This is a genomic window from Pseudoalteromonas sp. Angola-4 (assembly GCF_028599265.1).
Classification (GTDB): Bacteria; Pseudomonadota; Gammaproteobacteria; order Enterobacterales; family Alteromonadaceae; genus Pseudoalteromonas; species Pseudoalteromonas atlantica.
This window is the reverse complement of sequence record NZ_JAQREK010000012.1, coordinates 61,410-86,708: the sequence shown is the minus strand read 5'-3', so window position 1 is coordinate 86,708 and position 25,299 is coordinate 61,410. Positions and strand designations below refer to the sequence as shown.

The following is a 25,299-nucleotide window of genomic DNA, read 5'->3' as shown; positions in this document are numbered from 1 at the left end:
ACACCCATGTAGGCAACAAAGAGTAAATTTCCCCTAGGCAGAACCCTTCGCTCAGTGCATGTTCAATCTCTAAAGGCCCAGCATAAACTAGCCGGTGCTATGGGTAAAACAGTTATTTTTTCGCTTGCTTACCAAAGTCGTATTGGCAGTGTTTAAAAGATGGAGTATGGTATTTGCCATAATAATTCCAACCAACTTAATCTTTAATTTTCTAATGTAAAAACCAATGTGCAGGTTAAAGAGTTATTCAGTTGGATTACATGCCGTAGCCTTTATTTTTATTTACGGCAAAACAACAGGAGTATATATGTTTCAAGTAACTACACCGCAGAGCAGCGAAGACTGGCAAGCGTACTACCAATTACGTTGGGAAGTACTACGTGCGCCTTGGAATGAGCCTCGTGGCTCTGAACAAGATGATATGGAACAAGACTCAGAGCATCGCTTTATAAAAAATAACAATGGTGATGTGCTTGGTGTGGCCCGTTTACACTTTAACAACCATGAGCAAGCGCAAGTACGTTACATGGCCGTAGCCGAAGGTAACCGTAACCAGCATATTGGTAGCCGTTTATTACACGAGCTTGAAAAAATAGCATGGACGCAAAATGCAGGCGAATTAGTGTTATTTGCTCGCGAGCGTGCGCTTGAGTTTTATAAGCGCCACGGCTATGAGCTAAAAGAAAAAGCCCACTTAGCGTATGGCGATGTTCAACATTTCAAAATGATTAAGCAAAAGCCTAGTGAGCCGGGATGGTTTCGCCACCCTGATTGGACGCAAGTACTGCAAAATATTTGGCGTGAATCAATCCCAATTAGTGATGCAATGGGTATAAAAGTAGAAAGCTACACAGATTGGCAGTTTACAACGCGTGCTGATTTAGACGCTAACTTAAACCTACACAACACTATGTTTGCAGGCTCTATATACAGCTTAGCAACCTTAACAGGTTGGGGCGCAACGTACTTAGCGCTTAAAGAGGCAGGGCTTGAGGGCAATATTGTATTAGCCGATGCCACTATAAAATACTTAAAACCACTTAATACCGACCCACGCGGTTGTGTTGATGTGCAAACCTGTAAAGGTAAACTCAGTGAGCTAGAAACAACAGGCAAAGCAAGTTACGTAGTACCTGTTACTATATTTGATGGCAGCGATGTTGTTGCAGAGTTTGAAGGGGTGTTTGCCGTTAAAAAATAACGAGTAACGCTTTAGTAAAAAAGCCAAGCACTTTATAAAAGGGCTTGGCTTTTTTTATGGTGTATTAATAAATTATAGTAAATCGGTAAGTAATATACCTACACCAATACGCTCTACATCAGCGTTATAATCAATTAGGCTCTCACCGTAACCGTTAAAGTATTGCGCGTAGCCACGTAAACGACCCCAAAGCGGGAATGACCAATCTAGTTGAAGTGCACCACGGTTATCTGAATTTAAATTGTTACGAGTCATAAAGCTAAACTCATGATCGTGATACCGATACGCCCCGCCAAATTCAAAGTAACCCATGTATTTGTAAATATCTGGATTGTCGTCGCCATCGGCTTCTAATATATTGTCTTTTTCATCCTCGGCAATGCGATACCAAGGTTTAAAGCTAAATACAAAACCGCTCTTTTCCCATATAAAATCGGCGTAAATTCGGTTCCATGAACGAGAGTTTGGCTGGCTGCGGCCATTAGATTGGTGCGAAATACCCAGCGCTATGGCCATTTCGTCGCCCCAAAGTACGTTTTCTTGGTCTAGGTAGTTTACCCAAAATATTTCTGGTTCGTAGTTGGTTTCACGAAACGGAGAAGAAATCTCTGAGTTATAAATTTGCCAATACGACTGCAAGGTAAAGCCAAAAAATATGGCTTGGTCGTCATCTGCAAAATCATCGTACAGTGGCACTTTAATAGAAAGCTGGTATTTAGCCTCTAGGTTATCAAGGGGTTCGCCATTTTCTTCATCTGTTAGCTCGTCAAAGCCATCAAACGGGCGATCGTTAGGGTGCGAGACATACGATAAAGGTAAAATGTAGTTACGTTTATGGGGCGTAATTACGTTACGATTTTTTTTGCTTACCTCTTCGCGAGCCTTGCGTTTATCAAGTGCGGTAAGTTGTTTGTTTTCTTCAAGGGCTGAGCATTTTGTGCGCAGCTCGTCTAAGGTTTGCTTACCATCGCCACCAATTACTTCATTTAAAATACATTGCTTAACTAGCTCTATGTCGTTGTCTTGTTCATTTTTTTTAACCTCTTGTTGGGCAAAAGAGGGTGTGCTTAGTAAAGCCGTAACTGCAATCCAATAACGCCAGCTCATTGTTTATTCCTTTGAGAGTAAGGTAGATTTATAAATTATAACGTGTTTTTACATTTGTAACGGTGAACTTTCACTGAATTTACACTTATTTGATTACCTTACGTTTACACCGTTATCACAGATCAAAAAAAGCGGCATATAGCCGCTTATAGTGTAAGTTAGTTAACTTACTCTCACGCAATGAGAAGGGGGAGTTATAGCGCGGTGCGTTATAACTCAAATACGTTAGTAAAAAACTTATAAAGTTCAGTGCCTTGGTTTACGCTTGCTGAGGCAAAATGCAAAATAGCAATTGCATCGCAATCAAGGCTTAATGTTTGTAGGGGCTGCTCAGTTAAATAGCGCTCCATGCGTAATATATGGGCTATTGGCTCACCTGCCTTTATGTGTGCGCCTAACGGAGCAACATATTCAACCATGCCGCCAATCGGCGCATAATAAGCAAAGTAGTCATCTAAATGGCACGCATAACGAGTCATCTGCTTAGGTTGATGCGCTGCATCTACCAATACATTTTTATGGTTCAAATAGCTTAAAATGCTATTTGCATCGTCAAAGGCGGCTGCTAAATCTATTTTTTCTTGGCTGCCTAGCTCTACTGTAAAGGCCTCAACCTGTACATTAAAGTCCCTGCCTTGCGCACTAAGTGCATCACTTAGATGCCACCATGGGCAAAAGCTAGCTTCATCCATTGCGCCATCAAAGTCGCTTGGAATAAGCAGTACGTGTTCAATATTAAAATAACGTGCGCTGTCGCTGGCATACGTTGGGCAGTACAGATGCTTACTTGAAATAGGCCCCGTGTGTAAGTCGAGCACGATATCGGCTTGATGCGCAAGCTTTTGCAGGTTAAGCGCAATGCGTTTACCGGTATTGAGCAAGTAAGCTGGGCCGTTAAGTTTGGCATCTATTTCATCAAGCAGGGCTTTTTTAAAATTGCTTTTTAAAGCTGCATCGTCGTACTGGCTATGCTCGTGTGCAAACTGGGTGACTAAATCACTATTGTAGTGATACATACGGTTCCAGTTAGTGCCAGTAATAGGGTCGAATCGGCCAAGGGTAAATTCCCCTGATTTTTGATTACAACCTATAGGGTTAGCATAAGGTACTAAGGTAATGTCGCCTTTTAAATTGAGCTGTTTTAACTGCTCTAGCAGCTGAAAAATAACCGCGTTACCTTGTACCTCGGCGCCATGCATATTGGCTTGAATATACACGCTTGGCCCGCTGCCATCGCCTTTTAAGCGATACACCGGAATAGTTAGGGGTAAGCCGTTTGCTACTTCCCCTACTACAATGTTTTCTTGGCTAATGGGTGTTGTTATGCTCATGTTTATTACCTTAAGTAGTGACTGGCATCTTCTGCTTGGCGCACACACGTGAGCTCGCCATTTTGTAACACGTATTCTGCAGCTAGTTCATGGCATAAAAAATAGGGCATGCTTTCGGTAAAACCATAGGCGCCACATTGGCTAAACACCAGCCAGTCTTGCTCGTTTAAATCGCTTGGTAGGGTATGCTCGCCTAAGCAATCAAGGGCAGTACATAATGGGCCGTATAAGCTCATTGCTTGTTCTGGCGCCGTTGACTCGCGCAGTAACGCCGCAGGAAAATCTTGGCTTGTAACAGCTGGGCGCAATAAGTGGTTAATACCACCGGTTAAAATAACTTGCTGTTGGCCGTAGTTTTGTTTGCACTCAACGACGGGGTTCGCGTAATGACCGCATTCGCCTACAGCGTAACGGCCAAGCTCCATCCAAAGCTCGTCTACACCCGCATCTTTTTTAATTTTTGCCAGCGCGGTGATTAATCCATCCCACTCAAGTGTTGCATCGTTTGGTGTGTAAGGGATACCTAAACCGCCGCCTAAGTCTAAAATTTTCAGGTTTATATTTAAGTTATTAGCCAAGGTGGTAAGCGGTGCAATCATCTGTGACCACAGCTCGCTTAGCTTTTGTGTGCTAAGCATGTTGCCCCACTGAAAAATATGTAGGCCATCAAAATTAAGTGCTGGGTAATCGCCAGTATTGAGCGCTTGCCATTCATCGCAACCAAGCCCAAACGGAGTAAGGCTGTCACCCCCTAATGGGTTTTTTTCACCTTCTGGCCAGCGTAATTGCACACGCAGTAATACTTGCAGCTGCGTATTTTGCAGCTGCGCTTGCTGGTTTAACCAACGCACTTGATTGAGGCTTTCGGCAACAAAAATACGCACGCCGCGCTCAATAAAGTGTTTAATTTGTTTAGGGCTCTTTGCAGGCCCTGTGTTGAGCACGCGCTGTGAACTAATTCCTTGTGCAAGGACTTGTTCAAGCTCACCTTTACTTGCTACGTCAAAGTTAAATCCGGCGCTGTCTAGGCATTGAATAACCTTAGAAAGCGGATTGGCTTTTACCGCATACCAAAGCTTTACATCGGTTTGCGCAACTAAACGGGTAAGGTGTGCGTTTAGTTTGTCTAAGTCGTAAACAAAAAAAGGTGTATCAAGTTGCTGAGTAAGTGTATTTACGGCGGCCTTGATAGGCGTGCTCAAAAAGCTCATTATCGTAAAACCTCTTCTAGCAATAACGATGCATCGCTTTGCTCGTCGCGGTATTTAACAATGAGTGCACACGACATGCTTAAGCCTTGCTCACGAGCCCATTCGTTAGACGCTGGGCGAGAACCTGGTATTACAATAGCGTACTCTGGAATTGGCTCGCCTTTATCTAGCTGGCGCTCGTTAACACAGTCGTAAACCGGAATAGTGGCAGATAAACGCACACCTGGGGCAAGTACAGCGCCTTTTTTAACCACTACGCCTTCAACAATGACACAACCTGCGCCAATAAACGCATCGTCTTCAACCACTACTGGGCTTGCCCCAATTGGCTCAAGTACACCACCAAGTTGAACAGCTGCGCTTAAATGTACATTTTTACCAACTTGTGCACACGAACCCACTAATGCGTGGCTATCAACCATAGTACCTTCGTCGATGTATGCGCCAATATTTACGTACGCTGGTGGCATAATAATAGTGCCTTTAGCTACGTAGGCACCGCGGCGAACACTGGTGCCACCTGGTACCATACGCACGCCATCGTCAGTGCTAAATTCTTGCGGTGCAAGGTTGTGCTTATCAACAAACCCGCCTGCAAACTCGGTGTTAGTGCCATTTTTAAAGGCTTCTAAAATGCCTTGTTTTACTTCTACGTTAGCTTCCCATTGGCCGCTTTCGTTTTGTGATGCTGCGCGTACTGCGCCCGATTCTAAATTATTTAGTAGTTCTAACCAGCTCATTATAAAAACCTGTGTTTAATGCCAAGATAAAATGGTGTCGTTTGCAGTGGTAATGCAATCGGTTTGCGTTAACTCAAGATGCGTTAAAGGTGGACGCAACAGTGGGCTATTTAAACGCCCTTGCTGGTGCATTAGCACTTTAACGGGAATAGGGTTTGCTACAGCAAATAGGCTATTAATAGCGCGAGTCCACTGAGCAAATAAATTGGGGTGTTGACCGCTTAGGCTGCGCTTTACAAATTCGTGTGTTTGCAAAGGCCATGCATTGGCCGCAACCGAAACTAAGCCTTTTGCACCTGCTTGGGCAAAGTAGGGCATAAGTGCATCGTCGCCACTGTATAGCGCTAAATTAGGCGCGGCTTGTCGGTATGCTTCAAATTGGGTGATGTTGCCACTGGCTTCTTTTAAAGCCCACAGTTTTGGATGCGCTTTTAAGTTTTCAATGGTTTCGATAGGAATGCTTACACCGCTGCGCCCAGGTACGTTGTACAACATACACGGATGCGCGCTTTCGTTTAATAAGCTTTCGTACCAATGTGTTTGACCTACAGCCCCTGGTTTTGCATAAAGAGGCGAGCCTAATAAGTAGCTGTGAATAGGTAATTGGTTACAGTAGCTAACCCATTCTTTTTGTTGGGCCAAGTTACTACCACCAACAGCAACCATAAGCGGTACACTGGGTTTTAATTGGCACACGTGCTCAACAATGCCTTGCTGCTCTTTAAGTGTAAGGGCTAAGCCTTCACCTGTGCTACCGAGCAGTAAAACACCGTTGTGTGCCGCTTCTTGTTCGCTAACAAGTGTTGTGAGCGTGTCGTAGTCAACATTACCTTGTTGATCAAACGGCGTAACAAGCGCTGTCCACAGTGCGTAGTCGTCTAAATTGAAGTTGTGAATCATCTCTTACGAACCTATAAGGTGTTCGAGATATTAAGGAGGCTGTATGATGTGAGCCGCATTAACGTCGTTCGAACAGTATTCGAAGAGCGAATGGGCTTAAAATAATAGGGCGCACGGCCTTATTATTTAAGACCAGAAGCTCTCCACCAAACTAATAAGCTGCTCTAAAACAGCTATTGGTGACAGTCGCTAGGATTCAACCTAGTCGCCCGAAGTAATTGCTTCGCAAAAGCGTTTACCTCTCGGCGGTATTCCCCTCACATATGCTCACTGGAGTTTGCGCTCCTAACATACGCTACCTGAATAACGCACCTCTTCTAGCCCTTTGTATTTTGTTTAACCGCAAAAGGTTTAACAAAATACAATTTAAATAGGGTAATTGCGGCGATTAAAACATTTTAGCCGTCTAGGTGTCAAGTTGCAGGATACAGATTAGTTCATCGAAAATGTGGGTGGTTACGTATTAGCTGCTTTTCTCGTAAACTAACCCTATGAGCAGTGATGAGGTATTTAATAAGTATGGAAAAATTTAGCGATATTTATCAGCGAGCAGTAGAGCGAAAAGGTTCTGAAAAAATGCTTAAGTTATTACTCGCAAAACCCTTATCTAAAAAAGCATTAAGCGCATTAAGTGACGACGACTGGCTTGAAGAGTTTACCCGTAAAGTATTTCAAAGCGGGTTTTACTGGTCGGTAATAAACAGTAAATGGCCAGGTTTTAGAGAGGTTTTTTGGCAGTTTAGTGTTGATAAATTACTTATGATGCCGCCCGATATGCTCGAGCAAAAAGCAACTGATGAGCGTATTATTCGTAATTATAAAAAGGTAAAAACAATTCCTGAAAATGCCTACATGATCCACGAAATAGCTCAGCAACATGGCAGTTTTAGCAAGTTTGTAGCTAACTGGCCAAGCGATGACATTATTGGCTTATGGGCATATTTAAAAAAACACGGCGCCCGTTTGGGTGGAAATACTGGCCCGTATGCCTTAAGAGCGCTTGGTAAAGATACTTTTTTACTTTCGCGAGATGTAGAAAGTTACCTAAGAGCGCACAAAATTATAGATGGCGGCCTGCAAACTAAAAAATCGCTCACTGGCGCACAGGCGTTTTTTAACGAAATGCAAAAGCAAAGTGGTTTGAGCCTGCAAGAACTTAGCTTAATTGTGGCTTACAGCGTGGGCGACAATCGCGTAGGCATAAGCCAACAAACAGAGGATTAACCATGAAACTAGTGCCAAGATACACAGGCATAGCAGATAACTTCGCAATAGAGGACAGTCCTTCAAGCGTTGCAGCCCCGCAATTACTTTTGTGGAACGAAGCGTTAGCACAGCAGTTTAATATAGATGTTGAGCCAGCGCTGCGCGCCAGTACTTTTGCTGGTAACGAGCCACAACCGGTAAGTGCTGTAGCGCTTGGCTATTCTGGGCATCAGTTTGGGCACTTTTCGCCGCGCTTGGGTGATGGGCGAGCGCACTTACTGGGTGCTATCAGCGATGATAAAAATCAGCTGTGGGATATTCAGTTAAAAGGCTCAGGCGCCACGCCTTTTTCAAGAGGAGGCGATGGACGATGTGCACTAGGCCCCGCTATTCGCGAGTATATTATGAGCGAGGCTATGCACGGCTTAGGGATTAAAACCACGCGGTGTTTGGCTGTTGTCGGCACAGGTGAAGCTGTTTATCGTAATCCGCCGCAACCAGGCGCAATTGTTACCCGCTTAGCAAGTAGCCATATTCGCGTTGGCTCGTTTCAGTATTTAGCAACTCAAGGTGATGTAGAGGGATTAAAAAAATTAGCTGATGTAGCCATTGAGCGCCATTACCCAAGTATTCAATCAGCTGGGGCTCAGCGCTATTTAGACTTTTTAGCAGCCGTTATAAATAGTCAGCTAGCGCTGGTTATTAGCTGGATGCGAGTAGGCTTTATTCATGGCGTTATGAATACTGATAATACCTTGATAAGCGGCGAAACTATCGACTACGGCCCGTGTGCAATGATGAATACCTTTGATTTTGATACCGTGTTTAGCTCAATTGATAAGCAAGGTCGCTATACCTATGGTAATCAGCCAAATATTGTAAGTTGGAACTGCGCGCGTTTAGCCGAGAGCCTAATACCGCTTATAGATGAAGATGACGAACAAGCTGTAAGTTTAATGACGCCGTTAATTAATCAGTTTTCTACGTTATTCAACGAGCAATATAATCAAATGTGGGCACAAAAATTAGGCTTAGCAGGTTATAACGAAGACGATGTAGAGCTTGTGAGTAAGTTATTATTGTTATTTCAAGAGCATAAGCTCGATTACACCAATACCTTTGATGCCCTAACCGAGTCACTAAAGGGTGGCAAAGTGCCAGATGAATTAACGCAATGGGCTCCGTTATGGCAAAAAAGATGTGATGAAAACAGCTATAACCTAATGAGAGCGGCTAATCCAAGGGTTATACCGCGTAATCACATCGTCGAAGAAATCCTTGCGCAATATAATCAACACGGCGAGAGCGAGCTGCTAAGCGACTTCTTAGCGGTGATGAGTAACCCATATGATAAAACAGCTAACTTAGCCCGCTTTCAAGAGACAGGTAAAGATGACAAGGGTTATCAAACTTTTTGCGGTACTTAAGTATTGTAATTAATTGTAAGTTTTTGATTATAAATAGTCATTTTTAAATAATGCAGTGTACAATGATTGAGCAGTTACTCGCTCGGTGTTATTGTGCGCATTCATAAAAAGTAACTATTTATAAATTACCATAATTTATTAATTGCAGATTAGGTAAAAATTTTTACTTAACCTACAATTGGTGGTTGGAATGCCTGTAGATCGTTGAAAAAATTTATAAACTTTATTTTTCGTTAAGTATCGATTAACAAAAGCTCGGGTAGTGTGTACAAAACTGGTTGAGCTAGTATTGATTAGCTACAATTTTCTAAGTTGTTAAAATGGGAAGAAAACAATGAAATTAAAATCACTTACAATTGCAATTGCGTTAGCTGCAACTAGCGCGTCTACATTCGCTGCCGATAAAGAAGAAGGTTTCTACATTGGTGCATTTGGTGACTACTATGATGCGTCATGGGAAAACATGCGCGCTCAAGCTGGCCTTGACGTAAACGAGTCAACTGGTTGGGGTGTAGAAGCAGGTTACCGTTTCAGCGATTACTGGAGCGCACGCCTTGAGTATGCAGATATGGACTTTAACGCGTTCGATAAAGCTGCGGGCAATCGTAATAATATCGACGGCGAGCGTTACGGTATTGATGCGCTTTACCACCTTGACGGCGGTCCTTTCTACGGTCTATTCGGTATTAAAGAAATGGACGTAGTAGATGACAACACATTCTTAAACGCAGGTGTTGGTTACCAACACTTTATTACTGATGGCTTTTTCGTAAACGCTGAAACTGCGGTATACCAAGGTCTTGATAAAGGTTACACAGATGTAGGTGCTAAAATTGGTATTAACTACTTATTTGGCCAAAACTCTATGCCTGCACAGCCTGTAGAACCAGCGCCTACAGCAGTAGTAGAAGTACCTGTAGAACCTAAAGACAGCGACAACGACAACATCCTAGATAAAGATGATAAATGTCCTAACACGCCAATGACAGACGCTGTTGATGGCGATGGCTGTACTTTATACGAAGACCGTGAAGTAACAACAAGCTTATTAGTTACTTTCCCACATGATTCTGCACAAGTTGGTCAACGTTACTTTGACGACATTGCATCAGTATCTGAGTTCTTAAAAGAGCACGAAGATACAACTGTACTACTTGAAGGCCACGCGTCAGCGGTAGGTAACGCAAACTACAACAAGATGCTTTCTAAAAAGCGTGCTGATGATGTAGCACAAGAGCTAATTAAAGATGGCATTGCTGAAGATCGCATTACAACTGTTGGTCTAGGTGAAGAACGTCTTAAAAACACAGCTAACACGAAAGAAGCTCACGCTGAAAACCGTCGTGTAGAAGCACATGTAAAATCTATTGAACGTGTAAAAGTTAAGCGTTAATAGTTACTTACTTTATTTTAAAAACCCAGCTTAGTGCTGGGTTTTTTTTATGCCTTTAAAACAGGATATGCAGTATTAATTTGATTAAACAAGAATGATTATTACTTAACAAACATTCACGAAAATAGAATTTACGCTTACCACTATTCATAATATTTATAGTCGGTATAATCAGTTGCTTAGCTGGATGGATTTTCATCTATACATAAAAGCTTTATAATCCCGCGTTAGAATACTATAAGTATTGGGTTACTTTTTTTGCGCATGAGGCGCTACCGAATACTTTCACGTCACCAAGAGGGCAATATTGTGCTACAAGAATATCGTAAACACGTAGAAGAACGTGCCGCGTTAGGTATCGTACCAGCGCCATTAGATGCTCAGCAAACGGCTGATCTTATTGAACTAATTAAAAACCCACCAGCGGGTGAAGAAGAGTTCATCTTAGATTTACTAATCAACCGCGTACCTCCAGGCGTTGATGATGCAGCATACATCAAAGCAGGCTTTTTAGCGGCAGTTGCTAAAGGCGAAGCACAATCTCCATTAGTATCTAAAGAAAAAGCAGCAGAATTATTAGGTACAATGTTAGGTGGTTACAACATCGCCCCAATGATTGAGCTACTTGATGACGAAACACTTGCGCCTATCGCTGTAAAAGGTCTATCAAACACATTATTAATGTTTGATGCATTTTATGACGTAGAAGAAAAAGCAAAAGCAGGCAACGAGCACGCTAAAAAGATTATTCAATCTTGGGCAGACGCTGAATGGTTTACTAACAAGCCAGCTGTTGCTGAAAAAATCTCTGTTACTGTATTTAAAGTAACCGGCGAGACTAACACTGATGATTTATCACCTGCACCAGATGCATGGTCACGTCCAGATATCCCACTTCATGCTTTAGCAATGCTAAAAAATGAGCGCGACGGTATCACTCCTGACAAAGCGGGTGAAGTAGGTCCAATCACTAAACTTGAAGAATTAAAAACACAAGGTTTACCACTTGCATACGTAGGTGACGTTGTAGGTACTGGTTCGTCTCGTAAATCTGCAACTAACTCTGTGCTTTGGTTTATGGGTGATGATATCCCATACGTACCTAATAAGCGCGTTGGTGGTGTATGTTTAGGTAACAAAATTGCGCCTATCTTCTTCAACACAATGGAAGATTCAGGTGCGTTACCAATCGAGTTAAATGTTGATGAGTTCAACATGGGTGATCAAATTGATATTTACCCATACGAAGGTGTAGTTAAGCGCCACGGTACTGATGACGTTATCTCTACTTTTGAACTTAAATCAGACGTAATTTTAGATGAAGTACGTGCCGGCGGCCGTATTCCTCTAATCATTGGTCGTGGTTTAACAGACAAAGCACGTACCTCTTTAGGTTTAGGTGCTACTGACGTATTTAAAGTACCAGCAGTAACAGAAGTATCTGATAAAGGCTTTACACTAGCGCAAAAAATGGTTGGTAAAGCATGTAACGTAGCAGGTATTCGCCCAGGCCAATACTGTGAGCCAAAAATGACGACTGTAGGTTCGCAAGATACTACAGGTCCTATGACACGTGATGAGCTTAAAGACTTAGCATGTTTAGGTTTCTCTGCAGATTTAACAATGCAGTCATTCTGTCATACCTCTGCTTACCCTAAACCAATTGACGTAAACACTCATCATACGCTTCCTGATTTCATCATGAACCGTGGCGGTGTTTCACTTCGCCCAGGTGATGGTGTAATTCACTCTTGGTTAAACCGTATGTTATTACCAGATACTGTAGGTACTGGTGGTGATTCACATACACGTTTCCCATTAGGTATTTCGTTCCCAGCGGGTTCAGGTGCAGTAGCGTTCGCAGCAGCAACAGGTGTTATGCCACTTGATATGCCTGAGTCTATTTTGGTTCGCTTTAAAGGTGAAATGCAACCAGGTATCACTTTACGTGACCTAGTACACGCAATCCCTTACTACGGTATTAAGCAAGGCTTATTAACAGTAGAGAAAAAAGGTAAAATCAACGAATTCTCTGGTCGCGTACTAGAAATTGAAGGTGTTGAGCACTTAACTGTTGAGCAAGCGTTTGAATTATCAGATGCATCAGCAGAGCGTTCAGCAGCAGGTTGTACTGTTAAGCTTTCTAAAGAGTCTATCAGCGAATACCTTGAGTCTAACATTGTTATGCTTAAGTGGATGATCTCTGAAGGTTACGGCGATGTACGTACAATCGAACGTCGTATTAATGCAATGCAAGAATGGTTAGCTAACCCAGAACTTATGGAAGCTGATGCTGATGCAGAGTACAAGCACGTTGTAGAAATCGACCTAGCAGAAATTAAAGAGCCAATCCTTTGTGCTCCAAATGACCCAGATGATGCGCGTTTACTTTCTGATGTTACTGGCGAGAAAATCGACGAAGTATTCATCGGTTCTTGTATGACTAACATTGGTCACTTCCGTGCTGCGGGTAAATTACTAGATGGCTTTACTGGTCGTATCCCAACTCAACTTTGGGTAGCTCCACCAACGAAGATGGATAAAGACCAACTAACTGACGAAGGTTACTACGGTATCTTTGGTCGTGTTGGTGCGCGTATCGAAACGCCAGGGTGTTCACTGTGTATGGGTAACCAAGCACGTGTTGCTGATAAAGCAACGGTTGTTTCTACCTCAACACGTAACTTCCCTAACCGTTTAGGTACAGGTGCAAATGTATTCTTAGCATCAGCTGAGCTTGCTGCAGTAGCGGCAATTTTAGGTAAATTACCTACACCAGCTGAGTACCAAGAATACGCAGAGAAAATCAATGCAACGGCTGCAGATACATACCGTTACTTGAACTTCCACCGTATGCCTCAGTACACTAAAAAAGCAGACAACGTAATTATTCAGCAAGCTGTATAATTTAAAGCTGTTTTAAAAAACCCGCTTAGGCGGGTTTTTTATTGGTTAAAATAAAATTGAATATTTCATGCTGTAATAAGTTTTAATTGAATTAAATATAACCATTACCCACTTTTTATATAAATAATAAAGCAAATATTCCTTTCTACATGCATTAAAATCCCTTTCAATATTCTCATTATTTTAAGCGAGATTTTATGACTGCATTAAACAACCAGAATTTACTGCAACTTCGTTTTATTAACCAAGCAAATATTGACTTGGTTAAGCCTTCTTTTGATAACCTACCTGCTAATCCGTATGCAGATGGTGAATTTCGTAAGCGTCGTTACTCGGTAATTAAATTTCAAAATGGTGAGCTAAAACTACAAGCTGCCAAAGCGTTTGTTCAAGACGATTCTATTAATACCTTCCAGGGTAATGTTGAGCGTACTTATGAAAACTTAGAGCAAAGCTTACTTGAGTCCGAAGGTATGAAAAGCATTGTAAGCGAGTTTTGTGAGCTTACCGGTATTGATGAAGACCGTGATATTGAAATTCACCAATTTAGAATGCTTGCGATTGATAGCGATACGCCCGCAGCACCAGAAGGTGTGCATCAAGATGGGTTTGACCATGTTTGTGTATGTGGTGTTTCTCACGAAAACTTAGAAGGCGGCGAGCTGCTTGTATACGAAAACAAGCAAGCAGAACCGTGTTTTAAAATGGAAATTAAAGACGGAATGTTTGCACTAATAAACGACCGTCAAGTTTGGCACAATGCAACGCCAATGAACAAAGTAGATACAAACAAGCCAGGTTACCTGGATTGTTTTGTACTTACCTCTTAAGGAATGCTCATGAACATAGCGCAATTACGTGAGCAGTTTCCTGCATTAATACAAACCGTTGATGGTAAATCGCCAATATTTTTAGATGGCCCAGGTGGCTCTCAAGTGCCGCAGTCTGTACTAAGTGCAATGACTGCTTATTTAGGGCACTACAACTCAAACTTAGGCGGTGCGTTTTTTTCAAGTGATAAAACCGTTGAGTTAATGGCAAATGCGCGCCAAGCAGCAGCCGATTTACTTAATGCGCCAAGTGCACAAAATATAGTGTTTGGCCCTAACATGACCAGCCTTACCTTTAGCTTTAGCCGTGCTATTTCACGTGATTGGCAAGCCGGCGATGAGATTATTGTGACTAACGCTGATCACTTCTCAAATGTATCGTCGTGGCAGCAAGCAGCGCAAGATAAAGGCGCTAAAGTTCAAACAGCTTTAATTAACGAGGCTGATTGCAGCTTAGATATGGCGCAGTTTGAAAGCTTATTAAACAGCAATACTAAACTGGTTGCGGTAACTTACGCTTCAAATACTACGGGTTCTATTAACGATATTAAACGTATTATAGAGCTTGCCCATGCTGTAGGCGCATTAGTGTACGTTGATGCTGTGCATTATGCACCGCACGAGCTTGTTGATGTTCAGGCCCTTGATTGCGACTTTTTGGCTTGTTCTGCCTATAAGTTTTTTGGCCCTCACTTAGGCATGGTGTACGGTAAAACACAGCATCTTGAAGGTTTTACGCCTTACAAAGTAGAACCAGCTAAAGATGTAGCACCAGGTCGATGGGAAACAGGCACGCAAAGCTTCGAAGCCTTAGCAGGTTTTATTGCCGCTGTTGATTACATTGCTGCAATTAGCGGGCTTGATGAAGGCCACACGCGCCGCGAAAAGTTAAGCGTGGCTTTTGCTAAAACAAAGCAGCACGAAATGGCGCTTAGTGAGTACTTTTTAACGCGTTTAGTTAATTACCCGCGCATTAAGCTATTTGGTATTGATGACCTTGAGCGCTTAAACGAGCGTACGCCTACATTTGCTTTAACCTTTGAAGGGCTAGAGCCGCGTGAGGTGTCTGAGTTTTTAGGCAAACAGCATATTTGTGTGTGGGATGGACATTTTTATGCACAAGGCTTATGTGAGCAGTTAGGCGTACTTGATAAAGGCGGTGTAGTGCGCATCGGTTGTATGCATTACAACACCACCGAAGAGCTAGATAAGTTATTTGATTTGTTTGATCAACTTCTCTGAAACTGACAGATTATACCAATCCGCATAATTAAGTATTATCGCGGATTGGTATGAATACAAATCTGCGCTTGTGAATAACTCTTTTTAAAGCTCAAATGCTTAAAGTAGTCAGCGGTTAGTTAGTTTTTGCCCGCTGACTGTTTTAGCTTTTAGGTGTGCCGTATATGTGCTCTGCGCGATTAAATAGCACCCATGAAGTTAAAATATATTTATCGTTCGATACCGGTTTATTACCTCGATGGGTATGCGTAAAGTAGCCAGGGGCAATGACCATAGTGCCTTTTTTAGGCGCAATTTTACGTTTTTGATAATAAAACTCTGTTTCGCCACCTTCCTCTACATCGTTTAAATAAAACATAAATAATAATACACGGTGCAGGGCTTCATTGTGTTGTAGCTGTGGATACACTTCACTATGCCAGTAAGGGTAGCCGCCTTTATTTACCTCGTACTTTTGCGCCTGAATGTTCCCAAGTCTAAATATTTGCTGCACCAACACAGAGAGCTGTGGTTTGCCCACTTCGTCAAAGTTATCCTGAGTTAAATCCACCACATCCCCCGTTTTTGGGTGATAAACTTTTAAGCCAAATGCGCCAATTAGCATAAAAAAGTGTGCTTCTACATAGTTAAAAACATGCTGTGCAGTGGTTTGCTGAATATGCTTTAATTGTTGGGCGTATTCTGGGTAACTGTTTAATTGCAGGTCGTGGCTGTCTTTCTTTTTTAAGTCCACACCACCAGAGGTTACACCTTGTTTTACATGCGGGCTGTTAGAGAATGTGGTAATAAAGTTATCGCAAAAATCATCGCTTAACGCGTTATCAATAACGTGGATAAAGTCCGTCATGACTTACCTTTTTATTTAGTTTTTATTTGGATTTTTATGTTTATTGAAAAAGTGATGCCGCGCTTTAGCGAAACAGATGCACTAGGACACATCAACAATACCGTACTACCTGTGTGGTTTGAAGCCGCACGCGTCCCTATTTTTAAATTTTTTACCCCCGATCTAAACCCACACGACTGGAAACTGATCATCGCTAAAATAGAAGCATCGTTTGTAGGGGAATTATTTTATGCTCACGAAGTGACGATTAAAACAGCTGTTGAGCATGTAGGAAATAGCTCTTTTACCATTAAGCAAGAGGCGTGGCAGCAAGGTAAATGCTGTGTTGTGGGTAAAACTGTATTAGTGCGTTATAACTTTAAAAACAAAGCTAAACAAGATTTAAGCGAAGCAGAAGTCGCAGCACTCAGCGAACACCTAGTTTAACTAGGTGCATTTACTCCACGCAACGAGGAGCGGTGATGTAAACCACAAGCGACAGCTGTGAATTTTTATAGCGTTATTTTAACGCATTTTGATTGAGTTACGCTTCTCACTTATATACTATTTATATTATATATTGTTGCACCGCTATGACAGGTACTGTTGAGCTGGTAGTTTATGGAGAATGAATGTGGCATCTACAACTGGCAATAAACCGTTAGAGGTAATAACGCTTAGCGATGGTAAAAGCTTAATTGCAGAAATATTACCATTTGGCGCTATTATCAAAAGCATAAAATTTAATAACCAAGAGATGACACTGTGCGTTAACGAACCTGCTTATTATTTAGAAAACCCATTTTATTTAGGGGCAACAGTCGGGCGCTACGCAAATCGTATTGAAAACGGACGTTTTGTATTATCAGGCACAGAGTACCAACTTAAAGCAAATAATGGCCCAAATAGCTTACACGGCGGCGAAAAAGGCTTTAATAAAGTACAGTGGCAAGTCACTAAACAAAGCAATAATGAAGTGGAGCTTTATTACTGCTCGGCAGATGGAGAAGAGGGCTTTCCTGGCCAATTACAAGTTTGGCAAACAATTACTGCACGCAATGGCGAGCTAATCCTCAGTTACAAAGCCATTACTGATAAAGAAACCCTCGTTAACTTTACCAACCACTGCTATTTTAATCTTGAAGGCAGTGAGAGCATTAATAATCACCTGCTGCAAATAAATACCGCAACGTATTTACCTATCGATAGTAACAGTATACCGCTTGCCCATCATGAAGATGGCTCGGGCAGCTGCTTTGATTTTACTCACCCTAAGCCCATTGGCGATGCACTTTGCGCACAGCATGCGCAACTTGATGCCGGTAGTGGCTTTGATCATTGCTATATTTTTAGTGATGACAATCGTTTAAAAACAATGGCTACATTAACCTCGCCACACACGGGCGTTAATTTAACCCTTAAAAGTACCCAACCTGGTATGCAGCTTTATACGGCAAATTTTGTAGGTTCTCCTTTTAAAGCACGCCAAGCAGTGTGTTTAGAAGCTCAAAACTGGCCCAATGCAGCAAATAGAAGCGATTATCCAAAAGCTAATTTATTGCCGGATGAAGAATATAATCAGCAAATAATTTTTGCGTTTTCGCAATAACGTACTAATTCCACTGTTAAATTAAAGAAAACAAAAAGAAAAATACACGTAACAAAAAGATAGCCATAATTAAGGAAAAGGTTGCACTTTTGCTCAATTTAAAGTATTTATATTATAAATAGTATTTGAAGCTATACACACCACACAACGACAAAATGACTACACACAATCAGGAGTTTTTAAAAAATGATAATTAACAATAAGTTATCGTTCAACAAGAAAACCGCACTCAGTATTGCTATTACAGGCATATTGGCAAGCGGCCACGTTGCAGCTCAAGGCGCTGAAGGCGACACACCGACAGTAGTAGATAAAGATGTTGAGGTTATCGCAGTAACGGGTATTCGCAGCAGCTTACGTTCATCAATGTTAGATAAAAAAGCATCTAATGTTGTAACCGATGGGATTAAAGCAGAAGATCTTGGTAAATTTCCTGATTTAAACGTAGCAGAGTCTCTGCAACGTATTACAGGTGTAGCCATTGACCGTAGTGGCGGTGAAGGGCAAGCAGTAACAATTCGTGGTTTTGGTCCACAATTTAACACGGTACTTGTAAATGGTCGTCAAATTGCGACTGACAGTGCAGGGCGTGAATTTAATTTTGATGTATTAGCGGCAGACCAAATCACCGGTGCTGATATTTATAAAAGTAACAGTGCAACGCTTCAAGAAGGCGGCATTGGTGGTACGGTTAACGTAACCACAGCTCGTCCATTCGATTTTGGTGGCTTACATGTGATTGGTTCAGTAAAAGGCATGTACGAAAGCCTTTCTGAAGAAGTATCGCCATCGGCTTCATTTTTAGTCAGTAATACGTTTAACGACGACAAGCTCGGTGTGCTTTTTGCCATCACTAACCAACAACGTAAGCTGCAAAATAACCAAATTTTAACGGCTGGTTGGCGCGGTGGACAAACTATTTCAAATCCACAAGACGGCGTATTGTACGACAATGCATACATCCCTCGTAACTGGGACCAAGTTGTAGATGAGCAAGACCGTGAACGTACTAATGCAAGCTTAGTATTACAATATGCACCGTCTGACGATATTACTATTACCGTAGATGGTTTAATTTCTAAATTTGAAGTGGACTCATCAGTACGTGATTTAGCTTCTTGGTTTGAACCAGACCGCGTAGGTAGCGCAACAATCGATCCAGAAACGGGCACCTTGCTTACCTTTACGCAAGAAGTAGGTTTAGGTAACGCCAGTGGCAACCCTGCAACCGACTTTGTATCACACACACGTAACTCGCGTGATGTGACTAACAAAGCATTTGGTATTAACGTTGACTGGCAAGTAAACGAGTCATTAAAAGCAAAATTTGACGTATCTCGCTCAACAGCTGAAAACGACCGTGCTGGTAATGACCGCTTTAACGTAGTGGGTATTATTAACAGCTACAGCTTTGACGGCACCGGTAGCGTTCCTACCGTACAGCATGATGGTTTTGAAAATGGCTCGCTGCCAGATGCAAGCCTTGCTCGTCTTCACTACAACGAAATTGGTAACCAGTTTACTGATGAAGATGAAATTACCGAAATCAAAGCCGACTTTGAATACGTACCAGATAAAGGCCCAGTTGATCGCATTAACTTTGGTGCTTATCGTCAAGAACGTGAAAAATCAAGCTTCCAAATTTTTGGTAGCCAATGTCAATTTTGTGGTTACGGCACTGAAGCACCACTTGATGAAATTGATTTTGAAGCTTACTCAGCAAGTAACTACTTCCCAGGTTTAATTGATACATTTTATAGCTACGACGGCGACAAAATGCTTGATTACCTTGCTGACCAAGGTTTCCCTGTAGAGCCAACACTACAGAATAACCGTTACACAATTAACGAAGATATCACTAGCCTTTACATGGACTTTACCATTGGTTTTGACCTAGCTGATATGCCAGTTACGGTTAACATGGGTGCACGTTACTCAGAAACTGATATTGAAGTAGCGGCTGTACAAAGCTTTATTAGCGATGTTATTCCTACCTCTGATGCCACTTTATTCCAAAACGTATTTGGCCCGGCAACAGACATTCAAGAAGGGACGAGTTACTCAAACTTACTTCCTTCTTTTAACGTAAAGCTTGAACTGCAAGACAACATGATTTTACGCTTTGCAGCGTACGACAGTATTACTCGTCCTACTATGTCACAGTTATCGCCTGCGACTACGTTTAACGAGCCTCGTCGTCAAAACTTAACAGCAAGTGGTGGTAACCCAGCACTTAAGCCGTTCCAATCTGAAAACTGGGATATTTCTTACGAGTGGTACTACAACGACGCTAACTTATTTAGCTTTGCCGTATTTAGCAAAGAAGTGGATGACTTTATTGTTACCCTAACCGGCGACGAAACATACGACATGACTGACCGTACAGGCCCTGATTTTGCGTGTACAACCTGTACTGACCAAACCGATGCCGAACTTAACGGTAGCTCAGAAGTTTACACTGTAAGTCGCCCGCAAAATGGCGAGTCTGCAACGGTAACGGGTTACGAAATCGGTGTAACTCATATGTTTGAAAACGGCTTTGGTTTTATTGCTAATGCCACGGTAGTAGATAGCGATATTAGTGTTGATGGCGATACAAGCCAAACATTTGCGCTTGAAGGGTTAGGTGATTCACAAAACTTAGTGCTGTTTTACGAGCAAGATAACTGGCAGGCACGTGTTGCATTTAACAACCGTGAGGGCTTTTTACGCTTAGTTGATAACGGCTTTAACGGCGAACCAGTGAACGTAGAAACGTACGGTCAATGGGATATTAGTGCAAGCTACGATATCAACGAAAACTTCACTATTTTTGCCGAAGGCATCAACATTACTGAAGAAGAGCTAGTGCAAACGGGTCGTTTTGCTAATCAAATCTACTCTGTAGAAGATAATGGCTCACGTTACGCGTTTGGTATTCGCGGTACGTTTTAATTGATAGCAGAGGCAGCGATTGCCTCTTAGTTTTCATTGCAGTGCATTATAAGTACTGTTACTAATAAAGTTAGTAGCTAATTTGCACAAAATGAGACTAATTTAAACAAATGCCCGAAAGGGCATTTGTTGTCTAACCGGTTATCAATAAAGTACTCAAAGAGTAGTCCGTTATGAATAAAGCAATAAAAACAATCGCCGTAATTGGTGGCGGCACAGCAGGATGGCTGAGCGCTGCAATTATCGCTTCGTATCACCAAGGTAATAAGGGTGATGGCTTAAAAGTGATGTTGGTAGAATCATCAGATATTCCAACAATTGGTGTAGGTGAAGGTACCTGGCCCACTATGAAAAACACGCTTCAGCAAATTGGTTTGCGAGAAGTGGATGTATTTAAAGCCTGTAATGCCACCTTTAAACAAGGCGGTAAATTTGTAAACTGGACGCATGGCAACAACGATTTTTACTACCATCCCTTTACGGTACCGCTAGGTTACGGCCGTATAGATTTAGCCCCCTATTTAGATAATGTTGAAAACTTTGCTCAGCAAACTAATTTTCAGCACGATATTTGCGAAGCAAACCTAGCACCAAGAGGCATTGCGCAAGGCGAGTATCAAGCAAATTGTAATTATGCATACCATTTAGATGCCGGTGCCTTTGCCGAGCTATTAAAACAGCATTGTAAGAGCAAACTAGGCATTGAGCACATTATTGGCACCGTTGATCAGGTAAAGCTTGATGAAAGCGGGGCTATAGACACGCTTACCTTAACCGATCAAACCCGCACCATAAACGCTGATTTATACATAGACTGCACGGGTTTTTCATCGCTGTTATTAGGCCAAGCCCTTAACGTGCCATTTAAAAAAATGGATCACGTATTATTTAACGACAGCGCCCTAGCTATGCAAGTCCCCTACGAAGAAGGTGATGAGTCACTGGCCAGTCATACCATTGCCACCGCACAAAATGCTGGGTGGATTTGGGATATAGGCCTAACGCATCGCCGTGGTGTAGGGCATGTATATTCAAGCAAGTTTTTATCAGATGAAGAAGCCGAGCAAAACTTACGCAACTATTTAGGTGATGCCGCTAAAGGCTTAACTGCCCGAAAAATAAGTTTTGAGTCAGGCTATCGCGAAAAGTTTTGGCACAAAAACTGTGTTGCAGTGGGAATGTCGGCAGGTTTTGTAGAGCCCCTCGAAGCAACCGCCATTATGTTGGTTGAAATTTCGTCTCGCTTTGTTGCAGAGCACATGCCAGCCGATACCCAAGTAATGCCCATTGTTGCAAAGCGCTTTAATGAGCAAATGGATTATCGTTGGCAGCGTATTATCGACTTTTTAAAACTACATTACATGTTAACTAAGCGCCCAGAGCCTTATTGGCAAGCGCACGTACAACCACAAAGCATTCCGCAAAGTTTACAAGAAGACTTACTGCTTTGGGGGACGCGTGGCCCTCTTATTCAAGATTTTCATGGCGCATTAGAGCTATTTCCTGCCGCCAGTTACCAGTATGTTTTATACGGTATGGGCTTTAAGCCCGACTTTACTAAGCAAGCGTATTTGTACTCAAACGATGCGCAAGCAAATCAAATAATTGAACGTAACAGCCAGCTTACACAGCAGATGTTGCAAACGTTGCCGCCTCACCGTGCTTATATTGAGCAGTGGCTTGCGGCTAACCCAGTTTAAGGATGTGTAACTATGGCAATTAGTGAACTATCAAATACTCAACACCAAGCAATAAAAATTAACCCTAATGCGGGTGTTGAATACGCAAAAACACAGCATTTAGTTAATCTACGTGCAAACGAAGTAGCAAAAGCGGCCTGCGATTTACCTATTTTTTTAGCGCGTAACGCACACAACGGCAGCTACACTATTTCGGGCTTAACCAGCTTTAGTGCTCAGCAAAGTTTATTTGTGAGTAACAATCAATGGCAAGCGCTGTACACGCCTGTGTGCATGCAAACCCAGCCGCTTTATCTACTCACTCGTGAGGCAAATAGCAGTGAGTACTTTATTGCTATTGATGAGCAAAGCTCAGCCGTTAATACCCAGCAAGGCGAGCCGTTATTTGATGCCAAAGGCAACCCAAGCCTGTATTTAAGTGCGCAGCAAAAGCTACTAGAAAGCGATTTAAAAAATGATTACCAAACGTACCAATTTACCCAAGAAATTGCCCGCTTAGGGCTTATTAAAAACATAGATATTGTTTTGCAGTTTGAACAAGGCGAGGCGCAAACTATTCAAGGTTTGAGCACTGTTGATGAAGATAAACTGCAAACTTTAGACAGCGATACCATTGCCAATTTACACAAACAAGGTTACCTGAGCGTACTTAACAGCATGCTTATTTCGTTGTTTCAGTTAAATGCGTTAGTAAAGCGTCACAACCAGCATCCTGAACTTATGCCATTAAAGCAAATTAAGTTAGAACTAAGTCGAGATGCACACGCACTGTAAGGTGCAATTTATTAATTAGCCTTCATAGGTTAATACGTTCACATAGACAGACATTGCGTTTAACGCGCTGGAGACACACACATGTCAGACAACATTTTGCAGTTGGTGGTTTTTTTCTTTGTAACCGCTTTAATTGGTGGACTTACATATTGGAAGTGCCGAGGCCAAAACCGTAATAGTGGTGATAATCAAACAAAAGAGTATTTTTTAGCGGGCGGTGGCCTTACTTGGATGTTTGTAGCAGGCTCAATTACGCTCACAAATTTAAGTACCGACCAGCTGGTGGGCATGAATGGCAATCAAATGGCCCTGCTTGTGTGGTGGGAATTGGCGGCTATTTTAGGGCTTATTATTTTAGCCAAAGTATTTATTCCTGTTTATTACAAGTACAACTGTACAACCACCACGGAGCTGTTAGAAAAACGCTACAACAACAAGCACATTCGCGCTGTTATTGGTGGCTTATTCTTTTTAGGTAATGCGCTAATTTACATGCCTGCGGTTATTTATTCTGGTGCGCTATTTATGCAAACCATGTTTAAAGTTGATATTCCGCTAATGTACATAGCGACCGCATTTGCTTTAGTAGGGGCTATTTATGCATTTTTTGGTGGCTTACGTGCGGTTGCCGTATCCGATACCTACAATGGTTTATTAGTGTTAGGTATGGCAATACTGGTCGTATTTTTAGCGCTTAACGCGATTGATTACGACTTTAGCGGTATTCCACAAGAGCGCTTAACATTAATTGGTGATGCTGACTCGCCAATCCCTTGGCCTACGCTTTTAACCGGTATGATCTTTATTCAAATGTATTACTGGGGTACTAACCAAACCATTACCCAGCGTGCAATGGCTGCGCCAAACGTTAAAGAAGCGCAAAAAGGGATATTTGCAGCAGCGGGTATTCGCTTTTTAATTGTACCGGCGATTGTGGTACTACCGGGTATTATTTCGTACAAATTGTATGGCGACATTGGCGATGCAGCTTATGGCCGAATTGTAGGTGATGTAATGCCTGCATGGTTAACGGGCGTGTTTGCCGCAGCAATGGCGGCGGCAGTGCTTTCTACTTATAACAGCTTATTAAACTCGGCTACGGCACTTTACGTGTGTGATATTCACGAAGCTTACTTTAATAAAGAGCCAAGTGTAGTAAAGCTAAGCGGCTACGTTACGTTGTTACTTACTAGCTTAACGCTTGTGCTTGTGCCAATTTATCAGCAAGCCGACAGCATTATTAACTTACTACAACAGTTAAACGGCTTATTAAGTATGCCTATATTCTCAATTTTTGTAGTGGGCTTATTGTTTAAAAATGTAGATGCGCGTGCAGGTATAGCCGCGGTAATTCTAGGCGTGGTTATGTATGGCATGCTGACGTTTGAAAATTCGCCGCTACATACTGAACTACACTATATTCACTTAATGCCAATTACACTTATTGTATGTGTAGCCTTTGCGTTAATCGTTAATAAAGTAGTGTTTGGTTTAAATGCACAGTGGGCAGGTAAAACACCTGCTATTGAAGATACGCCACCAGTGCACGCACCAAAATAACCAGCAGTAAAAAGTTAAGTCACTTTTTATTAGCCAGTTAACACATTACTAAATCGGCCTAAGGTAACTTAGGCCGATTTTTATTTATTCAATTAACCGACACTGTAGATAACACCCATGCGCAATAATACTTAATCATTTTGCGGGGCTAAACGTGTGACTACCTGCGGGGTTTTACAGACTACCCCAGGCTAAAAGCCCACTAAATATAATATTGCTCAAGGTGGTATTAAATTTTTTAACCGCTGTTTAAGTTAATGACTGGTATAGCCAGTAATAATATTGGCTAAATTACACCGTAAACACTATCTAAAAGTAATTTGTATGATATATACTATTATTATAAAATCACTGACTGCAATTTGATGCAGTAAGCGGCGAGTAAGCACACATATAATGTA

General features: G+C 42.0%; 19 protein-coding genes and 1 riboswitch. Of the genes, 13 read left to right on the top strand and 6 right to left on the bottom strand.

Going from position 1 to position 25,299, the window contains the following annotated elements:
- Window positions 1-307 precede the first annotated feature (307 nt).
- Window positions 308-1,201, top strand: a complete 894-nt coding sequence (locus PSH48_RS14155; RefSeq protein WP_024032005.1) for a bifunctional GNAT family N-acetyltransferase/hotdog fold thioesterase — start codon at window positions 308-310, stop codon at window positions 1,199-1,201.
- A 72-nt stretch (window positions 1,202-1,273) separates the two neighbouring features.
- Here the strand turns inward: PSH48_RS14155 and PSH48_RS14150 are convergent, their stop codons facing one another.
- From PSH48_RS14150 to dapA, 5 genes are all read right to left on the bottom strand, one after another.
- The gene (locus PSH48_RS14150) at window positions 1,274-2,308 is read right to left on the bottom strand and encodes a phospholipase A (RefSeq protein WP_004588421.1); all 1,035 of its coding nucleotides are present in this window, start codon (window positions 2,306-2,308) and stop codon (window positions 1,274-1,276) included.
- 209 nt (window positions 2,309-2,517) lie between these two features.
- Window positions 2,518-3,639 (bottom strand): succinylglutamate desuccinylase/aspartoacylase family protein, encoded by a 1,122-nt coding sequence (locus PSH48_RS14145; RefSeq protein WP_248462968.1) that lies wholly within the window; start codon window positions 3,637-3,639, stop codon window positions 2,518-2,520.
- Window positions 3,640-3,644: 5 nt separating this feature from the next.
- Window positions 3,645-4,850: a PLP-dependent decarboxylase gene (locus PSH48_RS14140; RefSeq protein WP_273609830.1), complete on the bottom strand. Its 1,206-nt coding sequence runs from the start codon at window positions 4,848-4,850 to the stop codon at window positions 3,645-3,647.
- Window positions 4,850-5,590 (bottom strand): 2,3,4,5-tetrahydropyridine-2,6-dicarboxylate N-succinyltransferase, encoded by a 741-nt coding sequence (locus tag PSH48_RS14135; protein WP_029773501.1) that lies wholly within the window; start codon window positions 5,588-5,590, stop codon window positions 4,850-4,852. Before PSH48_RS14135 ends, PSH48_RS14140 begins: the two co-directional genes overlap by 1 nt.
- Window positions 5,591-5,605: 15 nt before the next feature.
- Window positions 5,606-6,490: a 4-hydroxy-tetrahydrodipicolinate synthase gene (gene dapA / locus PSH48_RS14130; protein WP_273611780.1), complete on the bottom strand. Its 885-nt coding sequence runs from the start codon at window positions 6,488-6,490 to the stop codon at window positions 5,606-5,608.
- Between the two features lie 128 nt (window positions 6,491-6,618).
- A riboswitch (Lysine riboswitch) is annotated at window positions 6,619-6,815 on the bottom strand.
- 194 nt (window positions 6,816-7,009) lie between these two features.
- Here dapA and PSH48_RS14125 point away from each other — a divergent pair.
- From PSH48_RS14125 to PSH48_RS14100, 6 genes are all read left to right on the top strand, one after another.
- Window positions 7,010-7,714, top strand: a complete 705-nt coding sequence (locus PSH48_RS14125) for a DNA-3-methyladenine glycosylase I (protein ID WP_273611779.1) — start codon at window positions 7,010-7,012, stop codon at window positions 7,712-7,714.
- A gap of 2 nt (window positions 7,715-7,716) precedes the next feature.
- Window positions 7,717-9,123: a protein adenylyltransferase SelO gene (locus PSH48_RS14120; protein ID WP_273611778.1), complete on the top strand. Its 1,407-nt coding sequence runs from the start codon at window positions 7,717-7,719 to the stop codon at window positions 9,121-9,123.
- A gap of 334 nt (window positions 9,124-9,457) precedes the next feature.
- Window positions 9,458-10,516, top strand: a complete 1,059-nt coding sequence (locus PSH48_RS14115) for an OmpA family protein (protein WP_004588161.1) — start codon at window positions 9,458-9,460, stop codon at window positions 10,514-10,516.
- A gap of 309 nt (window positions 10,517-10,825) precedes the next feature.
- Window positions 10,826-13,423: a bifunctional aconitate hydratase 2/2-methylisocitrate dehydratase gene (gene acnB, locus PSH48_RS14110; protein WP_004588162.1), complete on the top strand. Its 2,598-nt coding sequence runs from the start codon at window positions 10,826-10,828 to the stop codon at window positions 13,421-13,423.
- A gap of 197 nt (window positions 13,424-13,620) precedes the next feature.
- Window positions 13,621-14,253, top strand: a complete 633-nt coding sequence (locus PSH48_RS14105; protein WP_273611777.1) for a 2OG-Fe dioxygenase family protein — start codon at window positions 13,621-13,623, stop codon at window positions 14,251-14,253.
- A 9-nt stretch (window positions 14,254-14,262) separates the two neighbouring features.
- On the top strand, window positions 14,263-15,495 hold the full coding sequence (locus tag PSH48_RS14100) for a cysteine desulfurase-like protein (RefSeq protein ID WP_273611776.1): 1,233 nt from the start codon (window positions 14,263-14,265) through the stop codon (window positions 15,493-15,495).
- A 142-nt stretch (window positions 15,496-15,637) separates the two neighbouring features.
- On the opposite strand, the gene PSH48_RS14095 is transcribed toward PSH48_RS14100, so the two are convergent.
- Window positions 15,638-16,342 carry a 2OG-Fe(II) oxygenase gene (locus tag PSH48_RS14095; RefSeq protein WP_004588165.1) on the bottom strand — a complete coding sequence of 235 codons (705 nt, stop codon included), beginning with the start codon at window positions 16,340-16,342 and terminating at the stop codon, window positions 15,638-15,640.
- A gap of 36 nt (window positions 16,343-16,378) precedes the next feature.
- Here PSH48_RS14095 and PSH48_RS14090 point away from each other — a divergent pair, with 36 nt between their 5' ends.
- The 6 genes from PSH48_RS14090 to PSH48_RS14065 all read left to right on the top strand — a co-directional run bounded on the left by PSH48_RS14090 (window position 16,379) and on the right by PSH48_RS14065 (window position 24,898).
- Window positions 16,379-16,768 (top strand): acyl-CoA thioesterase, encoded by a 390-nt coding sequence (locus tag PSH48_RS14090; protein ID WP_273611775.1) that lies wholly within the window; start codon window positions 16,379-16,381, stop codon window positions 16,766-16,768.
- Between the two features lie 187 nt (window positions 16,769-16,955).
- Window positions 16,956-17,930, top strand: coding sequence for an aldose epimerase family protein (locus PSH48_RS14085; RefSeq protein WP_273611774.1), 975 nt, complete (start codon window positions 16,956-16,958; stop codon window positions 17,928-17,930).
- Window positions 17,931-18,116: 186 nt separating this feature from the next.
- Entirely contained in the window at window positions 18,117-20,864 is a 2,748-nt protein-coding gene (locus tag PSH48_RS14080; protein ID WP_024032017.1) for a TonB-dependent receptor, read from the top strand.
- Window positions 20,865-21,037: 173 nt separating this feature from the next.
- Window positions 21,038-22,564, top strand: a complete 1,527-nt coding sequence (locus PSH48_RS14075; protein WP_138685768.1) for a tryptophan halogenase family protein — start codon at window positions 21,038-21,040, stop codon at window positions 22,562-22,564.
- A gap of 12 nt (window positions 22,565-22,576) precedes the next feature.
- Complete coding sequence (locus tag PSH48_RS14070; RefSeq protein WP_273611773.1) at window positions 22,577-23,338, top strand: SapC family protein; 762 nt, start codon at window positions 22,577-22,579, stop codon at window positions 23,336-23,338.
- An 81-nt stretch (window positions 23,339-23,419) separates the two neighbouring features.
- Window positions 23,420-24,898 (top strand): SLC5 family protein, encoded by a 1,479-nt coding sequence (locus tag PSH48_RS14065; RefSeq protein ID WP_024032020.1) that lies wholly within the window; start codon window positions 23,420-23,422, stop codon window positions 24,896-24,898.
- Window positions 24,899-25,299 lie beyond the last annotated feature (401 nt).

Bases quoted from the DNA above. Each gene is read 5' to 3' on its own strand.
- PSH48_RS14155 (WP_024032005.1), top strand. From the start codon at position 308: ATGTTTCAAGTAACTACACCGCAGAGCAGCGAAGACTGGCAAGCGTAC.
- PSH48_RS14150 (WP_004588421.1), bottom strand. From the start codon at position 2,308: ATGAGCTGGCGTTATTGGATTGCAGTTACGGCTTTACTAAGCACACCC.
- PSH48_RS14145 (WP_248462968.1), bottom strand. From the start codon at position 3,639: ATGAGCATAACAACACCCATTAGCCAAGAAAACATTGTAGTAGGGGAA.
- PSH48_RS14140 (WP_273609830.1), bottom strand. From the start codon at position 4,850: ATGAGCTTTTTGAGCACGCCTATCAAGGCCGCCGTAAATACACTTACT.
- PSH48_RS14135 (WP_029773501.1), bottom strand. From the start codon at position 5,590: ATGAGCTGGTTAGAACTACTAAATAATTTAGAATCGGGCGCAGTACGC.
- dapA (WP_273611780.1), bottom strand. From the start codon at position 6,490: ATGATTCACAACTTCAATTTAGACGACTACGCACTGTGGACAGCGCTT.
- PSH48_RS14125 (WP_273611779.1), top strand. From the start codon at position 7,010: ATGGAAAAATTTAGCGATATTTATCAGCGAGCAGTAGAGCGAAAAGGT.
- PSH48_RS14120 (WP_273611778.1), top strand. From the start codon at position 7,717: ATGAAACTAGTGCCAAGATACACAGGCATAGCAGATAACTTCGCAATA.
- PSH48_RS14115 (WP_004588161.1), top strand. From the start codon at position 9,458: ATGAAATTAAAATCACTTACAATTGCAATTGCGTTAGCTGCAACTAGC.
- PSH48_RS14105 (WP_273611777.1), top strand. From the start codon at position 13,621: ATGACTGCATTAAACAACCAGAATTTACTGCAACTTCGTTTTATTAAC.
- PSH48_RS14100 (WP_273611776.1), top strand. From the start codon at position 14,263: ATGAACATAGCGCAATTACGTGAGCAGTTTCCTGCATTAATACAAACC.
- PSH48_RS14095 (WP_004588165.1), bottom strand. From the start codon at position 16,342: ATGACGGACTTTATCCACGTTATTGATAACGCGTTAAGCGATGATTTT.
- PSH48_RS14090 (WP_273611775.1), top strand. From the start codon at position 16,379: ATGTTTATTGAAAAAGTGATGCCGCGCTTTAGCGAAACAGATGCACTA.
- PSH48_RS14080 (WP_024032017.1), top strand. From the start codon at position 18,117: ATGATAATTAACAATAAGTTATCGTTCAACAAGAAAACCGCACTCAGT.
- PSH48_RS14075 (WP_138685768.1), top strand. From the start codon at position 21,038: ATGAATAAAGCAATAAAAACAATCGCCGTAATTGGTGGCGGCACAGCA.
- PSH48_RS14070 (WP_273611773.1), top strand. From the start codon at position 22,577: ATGGCAATTAGTGAACTATCAAATACTCAACACCAAGCAATAAAAATT.
- PSH48_RS14065 (WP_024032020.1), top strand. From the start codon at position 23,420: ATGTCAGACAACATTTTGCAGTTGGTGGTTTTTTTCTTTGTAACCGCT.